This is a genomic window from Paenibacillus barcinonensis, from assembly GCF_003217495.1.
Classification (GTDB): Bacteria; Bacillota; Bacilli; order Paenibacillales; family Paenibacillaceae; genus Paenibacillus; species Paenibacillus barcinonensis.
Genome location: NZ_QJSW01000002.1, coordinates 60407 through 78005, shown reverse-complemented (window position 1 = coordinate 78005; position 17599 = coordinate 60407). Strand labels below are relative to the sequence as shown.

The window sequence follows — 17599 nt, the reverse complement described above, 5'->3', positions numbered from 1 at the left end:
ATGCATATTTGATAAAAAAGGAAAATTTCAGACATTAAAATGAAAAAAAGCTTGATCTGTCAACGTTTTTTTTCTGTTATGTTGGAATATATTCGCAACTTTTGAGATTGCAAGGCGTCTAATAGGTGTCTGGTAATGCCCACGTGTCTTGTGGAAGTTGCGATCCTGCAACATGCGGCAAAAAAATATGAGATTGGTAGGGGTGAAGGATGAAGAAGTTCGGTTTTTTGGTACTGTTATTTGTCTTCGGGCTTGTATTCCCGGGCTATAGTCATGCAGATGCAGACACGAAAATTATCCTAGACGGGAACGAAATCGTGCAGCCTGCGGGTGCAAAAGCGGAGAACATCAACAACAAAGTGATGGTACCGATTCGTGTCGTATCCGAGAGTCTGGGATATTCCGTGGATTGGAAGCAGCAGTCGCAAACGGTGACGATTAGCAAAGACAACACTGCCATGCAGATGATTGTTGGACAAAAGACGGCAACGGTGAACGGCAGTAACGTAGACCTGGATGCCCCGCCCCTCGTGAAAAACGGTACGACATTGGTGCCTCTTCGGTTTATCGGAGAGCAAATGGGTCTCAAGGTGGGTTGGAACAATACCACAAAGACGGTAACATTAGATACCCAGAATTCAGGTTCTGGAAACGGGACAACGACTCCCCCTAGCTCTGGTGGTAATGGTGGAGGAACGGATCAGGAAGGTCTTGTACTGGTGAACGGCATCAGCTTTAGTGACAACCGCTTTATGATTGCAACTAGTGGAAGTACGAAGCCGAACGTCTTCACGATGACAGGACCGGATCGCATTGTAGTTGACTTGCCGAATACTGCATTTGCTGATTCCTTCAGCCAAGGTCAGGCACTGGATAGCAACCAGAATGGTCAGCTCGTCGTTAGCGGTTATCCAGACGTATCTCAAATTCGTTATTCCTTATTCAGTAACAGTCCTTCGACGATTCGTTTTGTCATTGATCTGACAGGCTCGAAAGGATATAGCGTGCAGAACGATTCTGGAATGGTCATGATTGATCTGAACAATCAAGGTGGTACACCTGCTCCCCCTGTTGGTAACAATGGCAAAAAGGTTGTCGTCATTGATGCCGGACACGGAGATCAAGACCCAGGGGCTATTGGTGTTACGGGCAAAAGAGAAAAAGATTTCAATCTTGCCATGGCCTTGAAAGTGGATGCGCTTCTGAAAAAAGAGCCTAAAATCGACGTTGTATTAACTCGCAGCGATGATACATTTCTCGCATTGAAAGAACGTGTGAAAATAGCACAAAACATAAATGCAGATATCTTTATCTCTATTCATGCGAACAGCGGCCCAGTCGCGGCATCGGGAGTAGAAACCTATTATTCCCGTTCGGTAAGCAAGGAACTGGCTAACATTATGCATAAGTATCTTGTGCAGACTTCGGGACTGAAAGACCGTGGTGTTAAGATGGCCAGCCTCCATGTAACCCGCGAAACAACCATGCCAGCAGTTTTGCTGGAGGGAGGATTCCTTAGCAACAAGGGTGATGAGGCTGTACTGTTTACGGAAAATTTCCAAAACAATGTAGCGAAAGGTATTGTTGCTGGGATCAAAGAGTATCTGGGAATTCAATAAGGGACAACCCTTATGCTGAGGAGGCGGAGTTAGAATGAACAAAAAAATATGGATCGCAGCTTTGCTGGTTACCGTAATGGCCGTAGCTGCTGGATGCGGCAGTAAACCGACAGCTGCTCCGAGCCAGACACAAGGTGCGGGAACAGAGACACAAACAGGAAACGGCGTAACAGAGGTAGATGGTCAGGTCATTACCGACCCTGCGACGGCGGGTTCCGAGGAAAATACAACACCATCCAACTCGGCAAATGGCAGTTCGGGGGGAACAAGCTCTGGAGGTGAAACGTCTACGGACAAGCCTTCAACATCGGACAGCAAGCAGCAGAAGTCCATTGAAGTGTTCTACACTGATCCGGAGGAGCTTGAGCTGCATAAAGCATCAGCCGAGATTGCATTTGCATCGGAGGATGAAAAATACAAAGCGGCTTTTGCTTCCTTACAGCAAAGTAAGGATGAAAAGCTTGTACCACTCTGGTCTAAAGACATTGAGCTGAAATCGGTTCAGTTCAAGGAGGGGGCACTGACACTGGATATTCATATGCCAGATACAGCACGTCTTGGTGCGGGTGGCGAAGTATTCGCATTGGATGCCCTGAAACAAACATTTTTCCAGTTCGAAGAAGTGAAATCACTTGATCTGCTGGTAGACGGGAAATCATCTGAAAGTTTAATGGGACATGTGGATCTTGAGCATCCAATGACAAGATCCAACTAGGGCGTGTCTGAAAACGTTGAAGTCGGCAGATTTTGCTGAATTTTCGTTCCAAGCCAGGAAGTTTTCCGCAGGCGTGCCGGGGCACGTTAAGGGAAAGTGACGCAGCAGGGGCGAAAAGGCGGTAAAAGATGCACTTCAGTAGGTTTCAAGACACGTCCTAGGTCCTGCTTCTAATGTGTTACCGTGGACTCACGGAATTAGGTCGTTTTACATGAGAGAGGGGAATCATAGGTGACTTTTAAATATAATCATCCATCACACTCTAAAAAAGTAGCATCAGTCGTGCTTGCAGGCATGATGGCCCTGAGCTCGGGCGGAGCTGCCATGGCAGCAGACTCAACACAGACTGGGCAGGGTCAAAGTGCGGCAGTGAACAGCACGGTTGCACCGACGGGTTTGTTCAGTGACATCAAGGCCGGATTTTGGGCTGAGAAACATGTATATAAACTGGCGTACCAAGGCATTCTTCTCGGTAACAACGGTCTGTTCCGTCCTGGGGACGCGGTAACGCAGCAGGAAGCGATAACGATGGCTGTCCGTTTTATGAACATGGAATCCCAATTGAACACAAGCACGGCTACGGCATTACCGACAACTATGGAAGTAGGGAACTACTTTAAGCCTTATGTTGCGCTCGCACTTCAACTGGGACTCGTGGATAAAACGGAAGAGGCATCTGCGGATGTATCCAAAACAACATGGGGCCAAAAACCGGCGACACGTGAATGGATTACTAAACTGTTGATTCGCTCGCTTAACAAGGATGCTGAAGCAAAGGCTCAAAATAATCAGTCTACAGGTTTTGCGGACAATGCAAGTATCTCCGACAGTGCTAAAGGGTATGTAAATCTGGCTGTTAGTCTGGATCTGGCCAAAGGCCTGGATGGCAACAAGTTTAATCCGACAGGTTCGGTAACTCGTGCGCAGCTCGCGACGTTTTTCAGCCGCGGGGAATCGTTGACGGATACGAAGTATCCAAATACAGCAACAGGTTATGTGACCGGATTAAAGGATGGGCAGATCACGCTGGTGGTTGATGGCAAGACCGTGAACTATGCAGTGAACAGCAGTACCCCTTATTTTACCAAGGATAGTGAAACAAGAGCAGCTGCATCGGATGTGAAGCTGTACACCAAAGTGCTGATTGTAGGCTCAGCAGGTGGTGCCTCTTACGTCGAGGTCGTTGATGCGAAACCTCAGGTGGAGAGCATTGAAGGAACGTTTGCACGGAAGCTTTCGGGTAATAAAATTGGCCTGTTCGTAGGTGAAAATTATGAAACCTATGCGTATGATGAGAGCACGGCATTCGTTGATCAAAATGGAGCTGCCATTAAATTGTCTGACATTACGGCGGACAGTATTATTGAAGTGCAGCGCGAGACATTTTCAGCTGACAAAAAGACAGTATTGGTGCGTGTGAAATCCGGTATTGTGAACAAAACTGATAACGGTGTGGTTGCTGAAGTTCAGACTTCTGGAAAAACGATCAAGCTGGTCAATACAGCAGGAGCGACAGAACAGTACACCTACACTGATAATCTGATCATTCGTTATCAGAATCGCATTCTGTCTTTGTCTGATCTGAAGGCAGGAAGTGCTGTGAAGTATACGGTAAAAGACAGTGTGCTGCAGACGATTGAGCTCTCTCAAGGGGTTGAACAATCCGTTCGCGGAACACTTGTTGAGATCGGTGGCAATCAGTCTACAGTGACGTTTAAACGTGATGGAGGCTCCCTTGAAGCCAAGCTTCTGATTGAGAAGCCGGAAGTAATTATTAACGGCATCCAGGATGCAACACTGAATGATCTGATTACAGATGCAAGCAACGGTGACAAGGTTGAGCTTACGTTAAACAGCGATGACCAGGTGACACGTATTCAGGTCATTGGACGTCAGATGGAGCCTTTGAACGGAGCTACAGTTGTCTCGTACAACAGCAAAACAAAAGTGCTCACAGTATTGGATGCCAATAAAAAGCCGTATGTGTTTACACTGGATGAAAAAACAAAAATGGACTATAACGCAGCGAAGCCGACTTTGGCGGGACTGGAAGCCTTGCTGAACGACGGTCGTAAACTGGATCTGACCTATGTAGGCACTCGTGCATTATCTGTAAAGGTAATCTACAAGTACGAGGGAACGATCACAAGTATTGATACAACCAACAGAAAAATCAGCTTGTTATCCGGCAGTCAAACGGTGTCTGTACCATACACAACGGCTCCGACGGTGGAAATGTATAATAAATCCAGTGCAAGCTTGTCTGATCTGAAGATTGGGGACAGTGTTACCGTTACTCTTGGATCAAATCAGGATGTGGTACAGAAGATTGCACTGAAGTCCGCGGCCCAGTTTGAAGTTACAGGTGTGGAAACCAATGGTCGTGTTCGAGTGAAGGCCGATCTGCTCACAAGTCAGTTCTACGTGGACCAAGCGGTGTTGACGAATGAAAACGGACAAACGATGACTCCTGCACAGCTGGTTACAGGTAGTCTGATTAATGTGACCTTTGAAGGGGCAACACCAAAAGCAGTTCAGGTTGTCAAACGTACACTTGCTGAAGTGACAGCGGTGGATGCTACCTCCGTAACCTTGAAGCAGTTCAATGGTTCGACAGATAAGGTGGCGATCTCGGGAGCGGTGAAAGTTGTGAAATCGGGCTCGACATTAACCTCTTTAAGTAACCTCACAGTGGGTGATCGTGTAGAAATGACCAAAGATACGGATAACTCCACACGGTTCCGGGTACTTACTGTCATGAGTAAACAGTTCTGGTCCTATGATGGAGTAGGAAACCAGATTTTGGTTAAACGGGAAACGACAATGGACACCAATTATCGTTTTGCACTGGGTTCGAGCGTATTTGTTCACCAGGGTGACAATACTTTAAGCGTGCAATCTCTCAGAGATAATGATAATATTGTATTGTATCTCTTGAACAATGTTGTGCTTGAGATTCAAAAACAGTAATCGTTTCTTTTCGAGGATCAAAAGAATGACCGTCTTGATGCGGGATCTTTCCCGCATCAAGACGTTTTTTTTGCAAGCTTTTTGGGAGGTAGCTCTTCATGAATGCAGCGACGGTTAGACATATACTCGAAACAATGGAAGCCATGTTTCCTGATGCACATTGCGAATTAAATCACAGCAATGCATTTGAATTGACGGTAGCGGTGCTTCTATCTGCGCAGTGTACCGATGAAACGGTTAATAAAGTGACTGCAGATTTGTTTCAAAAGTACAAAAGTCCAGCGGATTATCTGTCGGTTCCTCTTGAAGAGCTGGAGCAGGATATTCGTCGAATTGGACTGTACCGAAACAAGGCCAAGCATATCCAGAACATGTGCCGAATTCTAATAGAGCAGTATGGCGGTGACGTACCGCAGGAGCATGATCAGCTTGTCACTTTGCCAGGAGTAGGACGAAAAACCGCAAATGTCGTTGTGTCGAACGCGTTTGGAGTACCGGCGATTGCTGTAGATACCCATGTCGAACGTGTCTCGAAGAGACTTGGGCTTGCTGGTTGGGATGACTCGGTACTTGAAGTCGAGAAGAAACTGATGAAGCGCGTACCTCGGGATGAATGGACTATAACTCATCACCGGTTTATATTTTTTGGACGCTACCATTGCAAGGCTCAATCCCCCCAATGTCATGTCTGTCCGTTACTGGACATATGCAGGGAAGGGAAAAAACGTATGAAAACGTCCCAGATCAGGAAAGATAAGGAACGTGTAACTCCCCGAAAACGAAAGTTAAATTCAACAGCAGAAAAGGATGAATAATGATGAAATGCATTTCCGTGTACACTGACAACTTTGAAGCCTTCTCCGATATTTTTGAACAGATCGTTGAACAGGATATGGCTGAGAATGAAGAAAAAGAAGTGGAGGGCATCACTGTAAGCCACTCTGGCGATGTGCCTGAACATTATCTGGAGCGTATGTCTACTAAACCAGAAGTCGTTGTGATGAGAGACAAAGGCAGAAACATTACTATTCTGCAGCATGGACAAGTTTTTGAAATTTTGCTTCCTGAAATGGAAAATGCAGTATCCTAAGTTTTATATAATTCAAAATCTATGATCAAGAACCTGGCTGCAGTGACACGTTAGTTCCGTGGTATGTGCTGATGGGATGGCATGTCATGCGGTCAGTTTTTTGATGATGAACATTCCGTGTGAGCCGGAAGCTATAGTACAGACTTGTAAAACCGACATGATCGGTTTTATTTTTTTATCCATACATGTAAATGGTACATACATTGTGTTAAGAACGGATTGCGGGTAGAAATGATCTCGTATTGCAATGATATTGATCTGGAATCCATCTACATGCAGATTCGCGTGAAAACGTTCAAATTCAAACATGATAATGTTAAACTATATGAGATATTACAGAGATTGACGTCGATATGGATGTCAAATTAGAGGAGCCAGGAGGAAGGCCAGTCATGTCCAGAACAGATTTCCCAGCAGAAGTGGCCACACCTTTGAATCCACTGCGTGAAGCAATGGAGAAGACAGGAGACCAAACCGCTGTAGAGGCAATAACGGATTTAATCAGCAAGGCAGAAACAAAACATTTGACGATTGCGTTCTGCGGACATTTCTCGGCAGGCAAATCGAGTCTGATTAACAGCTTGTGTGGTAAAAGGGTACTGCCCTCCAGCCCTGTGCCAACCAGTGCCAATGTGGTTGCCATTCGTAATGGCAGGCCGAGAGCACTTATTTATACATCTCCGAACGTAAGCGCTGACAATGACAACAGCAATAAAGGCACACTGGAGGTTTCGCCCGAAGAACTTGAGGTGTACTGTAAAAATGGTGGGGCATACAGCTCTATTGAAGTATGGGATCATATTCCGCTTTTGCAGGATGACGCCGTGTTACTGGATACTCCGGGCGTAGATTCAACGGATCGTGGGCATAGCCTGGCGACACATTCAGCACTGCATCTGGCGGATGTTGTGTTCTATGTGATGGACTACAATCATGTTCAGTCCGAAACCAATCTTTCTTTTGCGAAAAGTTTGTCCGATTGGGGCAAGCCGCTGTTCCTGATTGTGAACCAGATTGATAAGCACCGGGAGCGTGAGCTCTCGTTTGAACAATATGTGCAAGGAGTAGAGGTCATCTTTGAAGCGTGGGAAGTGCGTTATGATGGCCTGCTGTTTACCTCGTTGCGGGATCAACAGCACAGATATAATCAGTGGCAGCAGCTACCTGAACTTATTACCCAGATGATGAAGAGCAAAGAGGAGCTGATCTCACACAGCCTGGCTAGTTCGGCTCGTCATATTACAGAGCAGCACCTGAGCCGCGAGGCTGGGAAACGGGAAGATGAGGAGACTGCACTTCTGGAGGAGATTGGCGGACAGGAAGGCATTGAACGGTTGTCACGGGAGCTGACACTTCTGGATGAACAAGCTTCTGACCTTCGGGCGATGCCTTCGCGGATACGCGAAAAGTTCAGAGCAGAGCTTGATTCGCTGCTGGCCAATGCCAATCTTACACCTGCGGATATTCGAAGCTCTGCAGGCAGTTACTTGGAAAGCCGTAAGCCGGGTTTCCGGGTAGGATTGCTGTTCTCCGGCGGCAAGACGGAGCAGGAGAAGCAGCGTCGGGTTTCGGAACTGGTAAGATTGCTAGAGGATCAAACCTCCAGTCAAGTGCAGGTTCATGTGCGCACAATGCTCAGACAGCTGGGGGAAGCCCATCAAATTTGGGGGGCAGAGTGGGAGCAGGCATTGAATGACGAGCTGCCTGCAATAGATGAAGAATTGCTTGAACTGAAACGAAGTGCGAGTGCAGAGCTGTCGCCTGAGTATGTGCTGCAATTCAGCAAGGATGTCCGGGGCGAGATCGAGGCCCGGTATCGCAAGTCGGCCATGGCGCTGGCCGACCGCATCCTGGAGGCGCTGGCTGCGCAGGGCGAAGCCGCGCTCCAGGCGCTGGACGCCAGCCGCGCAGCGCTGCTGGCGCAATCCGCGGCGGCGGCGCGCTACACGGCGCTTCAGCGCGCCGCCGCCGAAGAGGCAGCAGCGCTGCGCAGCCTGCTGCCTCCTGCGGGCCCCCTCACCTCCGGGCTGTTGCCGGAGGTGAAGGGCCCGCACGTGCCCGCGCCTGGACCGGGCGAAGCTCCCGGTCCTCAGGCGGGCACGTCCGCGTCTGTGGCGGCGCAGCCACAGACGCAGGCCCCTGCGCCGCCGCGCGCAGCAGCGGCGCAGGGCGCAACGGCGGCGGCTGGCGCGGAACGCCGCCGGCGCCTGGACGCAGCAGCGGCACGGCTGGAAGCCGCTGCTGCGTTGGTGGAGCCGTACCCCGCCATGGGGTCGGCGGTACGGGATTTGCGTGCACGCGCAGCTTCGCTTGCGGGCGGCACGTTTACGCTCGCGCTGTTCGGTGCGTTCAGCGCGGGCAAATCCTCCTTCGCCAACGCCTTGCTGGGCGAAGCCGTCTTACCCGTGTCGCCGCATCCAACGACAGCGGCGATCAACCGCATTATGGCTCCGGCCGGCGGCGCGGAGCATGGAACAGCCCGGGTCCGTATGAAGACCCTGGACGCCTTCCAGGAGGACCTGGCGTATTCCTTCCGCCTGCTGGGGCTTGGTGAGCCTGGTGCGGAATGGCAGAAGCGTGTGAAGTCTCTGACACCGCAGGATGTTCATCCGGCAGGACGTCCGCATTACAGCTTTTTGCAAGCTGCTGCGGCTGGCTGGCAGGAGACGCAGGATCAGCTGGGACAGGACGTGCTGGTCGATCTGAATGGATATCGCAATTTTGTAGCGAATGAGAAGAAATCCTGTTTTGTTGATTCGATTGATCTGTATTACAGCTGTGATGTAACCGAACAGGGCATTGTACTGGTGGATACACCAGGAGCAGATTCAGTCAATGCCCGGCACACGGGTGTAACGTTTAATTATATGAAAAATGCCGATGCGCTCATTTTTGTCACTTATTATAATCACGCCTTCTCCCAAGGAGATCGGCAGTTCCTGAATCAGCTGGGCCGGGTCAAGGACAGCTCTGCCATGGATCAAATGTTCTTTGTGGTGAATGCGAGTGACTTATCGTCGTCTGAAGAAGAACTGGAGCAGGTGCTGGAGCATGTAGGCACAGAGCTTCGCAGCAACGGCATTCGTTTGCCGCGTCTCTTCCCGGTATCCAGCATTATGGCGATGGAGGGCAAGATGGAGGGGAATGCGGATCTGCTGCAGCAGTCCGGATTTATCCGCTTCGAAGAGGAATTTAATCGGTTTGCAGGCAAGGAGCTGGCTGATCTGGCAGTAGTCGGAGCCTCGGAGGAGCTGGCAAGAGTAATTCAGCGGTTGAAACAACGCGCTGAAGATGCAGCTCAAGGGGAAGAAACACTTCGTAAGCGTCGGAATGAACTGGAAACGATATCCGGCCAGTCCAGGGAGCGGATACAGCGACTGGCACAACGGGCGATGAGGGATGAGTTGGCACAGGAAACCAATGAATTGCTCTTCCATGTCAGACAGCGTCTTGCGTTCCGGCTCGGTCAGTTTATGGCAGAAGCGTTCCACCCCTCGGTGCTGCGAGAAGATCAGGGCAATCTAAAAACAGCTTTTGCCGCATGTGGCCGGGAACTGCTGCGAATGATTGGCATTGAGCTTGAGCAGGAATTGCTTGCTACGACACTGAGACTGGAGCAGACCGGGCAAGCATGGGTTGCCAAACAAGTGACGGAATGCATAGATGAGGTGAAGCAGCTGACAGGTGGCATTGACTTATCCTTAACGCTGGAAGAGAAATGGAACACACCGGTGCTGGAGGAGATCCGGCTGGAGGAACCGTCTGGTTGGAAAAACTACTGGAGTTACTTCCGTAATCCGAAGCAGTTCTTTGAAGGAGACGGACGCCAGCGCCTTCAGGAGGCCCTTGATTCTGTGCTGAAGCAGATGATTATTGAAGCGCTGCCCGCCTCGGAACAAACGCTGGTTCAATTTTATGATGCGCAGGTTGGTCAGTCGGTGCAGCATCAAGCACGCCAGCTCACCGAAAGACTGGATGAAGCCATTAGCGGCATACAGGAAACACTTGAAAGTGGAATTCCGGCCGAGCAATGGGCGTCTTTGTCTGCACAACTGGAACAGATGCAGGAATAAAAGGTTAGGGAGCTCTCATCAACCTGTGCGAATCACTTGCGATATGCGGCAGGTAGTCTAGTGCTCCGGGACCAGGCTGGTCAACCACATATGGGTTGTGATTATGGAAACGTTTGTAAAATAAATGAGTGATTCCGCAATACTTTGAAAATGTTGCGAAAACACATTCAAAAAGGCTCCCGCTGTAAAGGCATACAGGGAGCCTTTTTTTGGTATGAACAACCTGAAATATAGAGAATATTCAAACATTTGATTGAAAGTCGGGTATTGGTCTCCATGAATGCGATAATAAGCTCAAAGCAGCCTGAATATGGTCTAATATTCGCTTTGCCGCGAATGAGGGACGGTGATAAACTTCATAAATGTTCATATCATTTAACGCAACATCAGAGGAGGAGAAACATGGATGTTCTTAGGCAACTGCAAACCTTTTTTTGGGAGAAGCGAACGTATTTATTGGTATCAATCTTGTTCCTCGCCATAGCGACCGCACTTGGATTGGTGTACCCGAACCTGCTGCGAATTCTGATTGATGATGTCATTATTCCGCGGAATTTTGAAGACGTTCCCATGCTTGCATTAACTGTGTTAGGTGTTGTTATTTTGAAAGCGGGAATGCAATTTTTACACGGTTTCTTTGGTGGACGTCTAGGTAACTATTTAGCTTACCGTCTGCGTAATGCATGTTATGAAAAGCTTCAATTTTTATCCTTCCGTTATTATGATACGGCCAAAACAGGTGATCTGATGTCCCGCCTCACGGGAGATTTGGAGGCCATCCGTAACTTTATCGGCTTCGGCTTCGCCCAGATTCTCAACATGGTTCTAATGGTCGTGTTCGGCGCAATTATGATGATGACGATGAGTTGGAAGCTAACGTTGCTGACCCTTGTCTGCATTCCTCTGCTTGCCTTCGTTGCGCTCCGATTCGAATCCAAAATTCACCCTGCTTTTCAGGAGATGAGACTGGCTCTAAGCTCGCTCACTACAGCGGTACAAGAGAACATTACAGGTGTTAGAACAGTGAAATCCTTTGCACGCGAGCCTTACGAAGTAGAGAAATTCTCTACACGGAATGAACGGTACAAAACCAATCAGATCCATGCTGCTACATTGTGGAGCCGTTATTTTCCCGTTATGGAGATATTGGCATCGGTAAGTGTTGTGCTTTTGCTTGTGGTTGGTGGAAGAATGGTGATTCAGCAGACACTGACTCTGGGTCAGCTTGTAGCCTTCTTCAGCTTGATCTGGTACATAATCGGTCCAATGTGGGGACTTGGTTTTCATATCAATAACTATACACAGTCTAAAGCTTCGGGTGAGCGGGTGCTAGAGCTGCTGAACACCCCTGTTGATGTTGTAGAGACAGAAGACCCTGTAATTGTGGAATCAGATCAGGTCAGAGGTCATGTGACTTTTGAATCAGTAACCTTTGCTTACGGCAACAAAATGCCAGCTGTAACGGATATTAATTTTGATGCTCCACCCGGTTCTGTAATCGGTTTCCTTGGTGGAACCGGCTCTGGTAAATCAACCATTATTCAGCTGCTGATGCGAGCGTACAACGTCAATTCAGGCGAAATCAAGCTGGATGGAAGAAACATTAAGGACATGGGCATTCGTAGCTTGCGGAGTCAGATTGCTTCCGTGTTCCAGGAAACGTTTTTGTTCTCCTCCAGCATTCGCAACAACATCTCTTATGGATTAAAAAATGTAACGATGGATGAAATTATCCGTGCTGCCAAGCTGGCGAAGGCTCATGACTTTATTATGGAGTTTCCCGAGGGGTATGATACGGTCGTGGGTGAACGTGGTATGGGACTGTCAGGCGGGCAGAAACAGAGGATTGCTATTGCCCGGGCGTTGCTCAAAAATCCGAAAATTCTGGTGCTCGATGATGCAACCAGTGCGGTGGATATGGAAACCGAACATGAGATTCAGTCGGGCTTTCAAGAGGTTATGCGTGGCAGAACGACATTTATTATTGCACACCGGATCTCTTCCCTGCGTCATGCCGATGAGATTCTGGTGCTTGATGAAGGCCGCGTAGTGCAACGTGGTAAACATACAGAACTTATACAGGTGCCTGGACCATACCAGGATGTTTATAACATTCAATATGCAGATTACATTTCCCGCGGCAAGCGGGAGGCTGGGGAGCAGGTGAACTCATGAGTGCCGAAACGATAACAGACAGGCGTGAGGTCAAGGGGACCTCGAATCCCAAAAAGAATGAGCGTTTTGTCTATCAAGACGATGAAGTGATTGAAAAGCCGTTTAACTGGCAAGAATTCGGGCGGTTGTTCGCTTATATGAAACCGTATGCGAAGCAGCTGCTGCCGCTTGTCATTCTGATGATGATTCTGGGAACGATTACGAAATTGTCTGTACCGTTCCTTATCAGTCTGGCTATCGATAAAGCGATTGCGCCGCAAAGCGGAGTGCCCAGCGTAACCTTGCTGTATCTGATTGCGGGTTCAATCCTGTTGCTGTATATCATTCAGTGGGCGGCCAATACGTATCGGATCAAGCTGACAAATGTAATTGGACAGCGGGTTATATACGACCTTCGCTCAGACTTGTTCAAACATATTCAGAAGCTGTCCTTTAACTTTTTTGACAAAAGGCCGGCAGGCTCAGTGCTTGTGCGTGTAACGAATGATATTAACTCCCTTCAGGACTTGTTTACCAATGGTGCGGTTAATGTCATGATCGACTGTGTGCAGCTACTGGGTATTATCGTTATTCTGCTGCTCATCAACTGGAAGCTGGGGCTGGCTGTAATTATTACGGTGCCGATCATGTTTATTATATCCACCAAGCTGCGTGTAATGATTCGCCGGGCATGGCAGGATGTGCGGATGAAAAACTCAAGAATTAACTCACACTTGAATGAATCCATTCAAGGCATCCGGGTAACGCAAGCTTACACTCAGGAAAAAGAAAATATGAAATACTTTGACAATATGAACATGTCCAGCAAAAAGTCCTGGGACAAAGCCTCCGCCATGAACCAGGGCTTCGGTCCGTTAATTGAAATCACGGGCGGCTTCGGTACGCTCATTCTGTTCTGGTATGGTGCACATCTCATTCAGAATGAAATGTTAACCGTCGGTCTGCTTGTTGCCTTCGCAAACTATGTCGGCAACTTCTGGGACCCGATCAACCGTCTGGGACAGATGTATAATCAGCTGCTGGTGGCGATGGCTTCATCCGAGCGCATCTTCGAATTTATGGATGAGAAGCCGCATATTGCAGATAAACCAGGAGCAAAACCGCTGCCTTCGATTAAAGGTGATATCGTGTTCGACAATGTTGTATTCGAATATGAAAAAGGAAGACAGGCGCTCAAAGGCATCAGCTTTTCGGCAAAGGCCGGGCAATCCATTGCACTTGTAGGTCACACCGGCTCGGGTAAAAGTACAATTATTAATCTGATCAGCCGCTTCTATGACATCAGTGAAGGACGTCTTACGATTGACGGACATGATGTTCGTGATGTGACGGTGGAAAGCCTGCGAAGTCAGATCAGCATTGTGCTGCAGGATACATTTATTTTCTCGGGAACCATCCGCGATAACATTCGTTTTGGTCGGCTGGACGCGACCAATGAAGAGGTAGAGGAGGCAGCCAAAGCCGTAAATGCTCACGAGTTTATTATGAAACTGCCTGGCGGATATGACACGGAGGTTGAGGAGCGTGGTAACGTGCTGTCTATGGGGCAACGGCAATTGTTATCGTTTGCCAGAGCTTTGCTCGCTGATCCGCGAATATTGATTCTGGATGAAGCCACAGCCAGCATTGATACAGAAACCGAGCTGAAAATCCAGGAGGCACTCAAGGTGCTGCTCAAGGGACGTACCTCCTTTATGGTAGCTCACCGACTTTCCACCATTCGCAATGCAGATAACATTATTGTGCTGGATCACGGGGAGATCAAGGAAGAGGGCAATCATGAACAGCTCATCCAGAGGCAGGGCGTATATAACGGCTTGATTGAAGCGCAATATCGGTTTTTATAAAATATCGCAATAACATCAGATCATCAACAAGTAACCAGAGTAAATCAGTATCAATCAGCATCAATCAGTGTGAATTCACACTTCAGCCTTATGGGCTTCTCTTCTTTCAATCAGCTTGTCCTGATGAAAGTATGAGATCATAAGGCTGAAGTGTATTTTTTTTGCTGCATTACAACTGGAATCATTTTGTCAGACCGCTTGGGTGAGAAGTAAAATGTGTTATATTTTAAACATCAGGGAACATTACAGCGATGTCTGGAGGAAGATCATGCAGAACAAAAGCGCAGAACAGCACAGCCCACATTCATCTTTTGATGTGCTTGACCAGCTGCATTTCAGGTTGAAGGAGCTTCAAGTAGCAGCTACAAGCCAGTACGAATCTGGCTGGAGGCTGGGTAAACATTTTCTGGAAAGTTATATGCTGCTTTTTGCTGCGAGCGGTGAAGGGTGGCTGACGGTAGATGGCCAATTTATTGAGCTCCGAAGTGGAGCCTTTTATGTCGGTTTGCCTGGACAGCTAGTGGAGGCAGCGTTTCAGGGAGCGGATAGTCGGGGGCTGTACCTGATGAAGTTTGGAGTTACATATGATGGGGAACTGGTGGGTACATCAGTGCAGGAAACCATGAATCACATGTACATGCTAAGCAATAACAGCGAGAGAAGCTGCAGCTCGCCAGCAGCTGTTCGCCTGTTATGTCAGGAAATAGAGCAGCTCATCCAATCTAAAGAGGGCCTGAAGCGGTATTATGGCCAGATTCGTTTTCAAGAGCTGTTATACCTTATGTTCAGTGACATGCTCCATGTTGAAACACAGGATACACTGTTGCCTATTGAGCAGGTCAAGCATTATATCGAACAGCATCATATGGAGAAAATAACGATTCAGGATATGGCTGACGCCGCACGGATGAGCTCACGCCATTTCATGCGTTTGTTCAAAAAAAGATATGGCTGCAGTGCAGTGGACTATTTGACTATGTATCGAATCAAGCAGGCACAGATCATGATGAGGAATGATCACAGCCTTCGGTTAAAGGAGATTGCGAGCTGTGTAGGATTTTCGGACGAAATGTATTTCCGCCGTAAATTCAAACAAATTTCAGGTCTTCCGCCAGCCGCTTTTATTCGCAACAGCAAGCAGCGTATTGCTGCTGTTCATCCACTAGCGATTGGCACGTTGTTGGCACTTCAGGTTATCCCCTGTGCAGCAGGAGCGAATCATCCTTGGACGGCGTATTACAGGAGGAAATATGAAACAGATAAGGTCATCCCTCTGGTCGAGACGGAGGATGGAGCTGTGCAGCAGCTAGAGGCCATTCATCCCGATTATATCGTTGCTGTTCGTGAAGAAATGTCTCCTAATATGATGCAGCGTTTAAGCTCACTGGCACCTGTATGTGTGCTTTCGCAGTTGGATGGGGATTGGCGGCATCATCTCAGAACCGTTGCCGAATGCTTGAATCGCTCGACTGCTGCCGAGGTTTGGCTGCAAAGGTATGACGATAAGGCTGCTGCCTTGCGTTCACAGCTGTCTGAGCGAATTCGCAAGGAAACGCTGCTTGTCATCAGCATTCAGGATACTTGCATTCATGTGATGGGGCCGCAAACGATCGCTTCCGTTTTCTATACCGATATACAGTTGAAGTCCCCGGAAGGCATAGAACACATCTGGCAGAAGCAGTATCTGTATATGAATGATTTAAGTGATCTGGCACATTTATGTATAGACAGGGCATTGATTATCGTCGGGGAAAATGCTGCATCAAGACAGACATGGCAAGAACTGAGCAATTCCGAGATATGGCAGGCTACCAAAGCCGTGCAGCAGGGCTGTATTGGCATGATGCATTCAGGTGTTCTGCTGGAGTGCACGGCCTTCACTCATGAGCTCATGCTGGACGAAGTATTAAACCTGTGGCAACATTGTCCATAAGATAAAGTCATAATCGTCAATATCATGCGGCTCGGATATTGACTATACTACTCCTATATCTAATTGATAATGATAATTATTATTGATTATCAGCAATCACATTTTGATTACTATATAGGAGGTACATAAGAAGTGAAGTTGAAGTATGGGGTATTTACAGGAGTTATTTTGTTGTTGTTATTCCTTAGTGCATGCGGACAGTCTGCCGAGCCCAAAGCGTCCGGTTCAGGAGAGGGCGTTACAAGTCAGTCCACCGCGGCTACATCCAATACAAGTACAAGTGATTCTGAACAGTCAAGTGCAGGTCAGGTGAAGGTTGTGCAAACCGAGATGGGTGAGATTACAATTCCTGCGTCACCTAAGCGTGTAGTAGGGTTGTCCGTTGTATATCCGGAGTTGCTGTATGCACTTGGCGTTGTACCGGTTGCTGTACAAAATTATCATGAAGAGTTTCCAAAATATTTGCAGGAGCCCTTTGCGAGCACTGTAAAAATGGGCATTGGCAAAACACCTGATTTTGAGATGATTCTTGCCGCCAATCCCGATTTGATTCTTGCACCTGCATGGTGGTCAAAGAAGGATTATGACCAGCTTTCCCGCATTGCACCAACCGTACTGCTGCCTGAGCGTGAGGAATGGCCAGAGGAATTGCAGGATATCGCTGCAGTTCTTGGTAAAGAGTCGGAAGCTAAAAAAGTCATGGCGGATTTGGAGCAGCATGAGAAGCAGGGGGCGGAGAAGCTGCACAGCCTGATCGGGGACGAGACCGTGCTGTATGTGAGAGTTATGGAGAAGGAAATCATTCTGAACGGCCCCAATCTCTCACGCGGAGCTTTTATTCACAAGCGTCTCGGTTTAAAGCCTCTGAGCAATTTTCCAAAAGATGAGGCGTCATTGACCATCTCCATGGAAGTGCTGCCTGAATATGACGCGGATCACCTGATTATTCAACTGGATGATAACGAGAACCCGCAGATTAAGAAAAAGTATGAGGAAATGTTAAGTACTTCTATCTGGAAAAACCTGAAGGCTGTCAAGGAAAATCATCTGTATCTCGTAGGCGGTAAAGAGTGGTTTAATCTAGGCATGGCGCCGCTGGCTGATAATTATGTTATTGATGATATTGTTGCTGCATTTGAGGAAAAGAACTGACCAAGGTACAAGCTGCCGATTATAC

General features: G+C 48.0%; 10 protein-coding genes. All 10 read left to right on the top strand.

The window, feature by feature from the left end; all coding sequences use genetic code 11:
- The first annotated feature begins 209 nt into the window (after positions 1-209).
- The 10 genes from DFQ00_RS03430 (at position 210) to DFQ00_RS03385 (ending at position 17574) form a co-directional block, all read left to right on the top strand.
- Positions 210-1619 carry an N-acetylmuramoyl-L-alanine amidase family protein gene (locus DFQ00_RS03430; RefSeq protein ID WP_110894205.1) on the top strand — a complete coding sequence of 470 codons (1410 nt, stop codon included), beginning with the start codon at positions 210-212 and terminating at the stop codon, positions 1617-1619.
- A gap of 34 nt (positions 1620-1653) precedes the next feature.
- Positions 1654-2334, top strand: a complete 681-nt coding sequence (locus DFQ00_RS03425) for a GerMN domain-containing protein (protein ID WP_110894203.1) — start codon at positions 1654-1656, stop codon at positions 2332-2334.
- Positions 2335-2565: 231 nt separating this feature from the next.
- Complete coding sequence (locus DFQ00_RS03420; protein ID WP_110894200.1) at positions 2566-5304, top strand: S-layer homology domain-containing protein; 2739 nt, start codon at positions 2566-2568, stop codon at positions 5302-5304.
- A 98-nt stretch (positions 5305-5402) separates the two neighbouring features.
- Complete coding sequence (gene nth, locus DFQ00_RS03415) at positions 5403-6119, top strand: endonuclease III (protein WP_110894198.1); 717 nt, start codon at positions 5403-5405, stop codon at positions 6117-6119.
- Between the two features lie 2 nt (positions 6120-6121).
- Entirely contained in the window at positions 6122-6394 is a 273-nt protein-coding gene (locus DFQ00_RS03410) for an NAD/NADP transhydrogenase alpha subunit (RefSeq protein WP_110894196.1), read from the top strand.
- A gap of 392 nt (positions 6395-6786) precedes the next feature.
- Complete coding sequence (locus DFQ00_RS03405; protein WP_110894194.1) at positions 6787-10467, top strand: dynamin family protein; 3681 nt, start codon at positions 6787-6789, stop codon at positions 10465-10467.
- A 402-nt stretch (positions 10468-10869) separates the two neighbouring features.
- A complete protein-coding gene (locus tag DFQ00_RS03400; RefSeq protein WP_110894192.1) occupies positions 10870-12642 on the top strand; it encodes an ABC transporter ATP-binding protein in 1773 nt (590 codons plus the stop codon).
- Positions 12639-14489, top strand: coding sequence for an ABC transporter ATP-binding protein (locus DFQ00_RS03395; RefSeq protein ID WP_110894190.1), 1851 nt, complete (start codon positions 12639-12641; stop codon positions 14487-14489). The genes DFQ00_RS03400 and DFQ00_RS03395 overlap by 4 nt, the downstream gene beginning before the upstream one ends.
- Before the next feature lie 268 nt (positions 14490-14757).
- Entirely contained in the window at positions 14758-16422 is a 1665-nt protein-coding gene (locus DFQ00_RS03390) for an AraC family transcriptional regulator (RefSeq protein ID WP_167433584.1), read from the top strand.
- Positions 16423-16554: 132 nt separating this feature from the next.
- On the top strand, positions 16555-17574 hold the full coding sequence (locus DFQ00_RS03385; protein WP_110894186.1) for an ABC transporter substrate-binding protein: 1020 nt from the start codon (positions 16555-16557) through the stop codon (positions 17572-17574).
- The last annotated feature ends 25 nt before the right edge of the window (positions 17575-17599 follow it).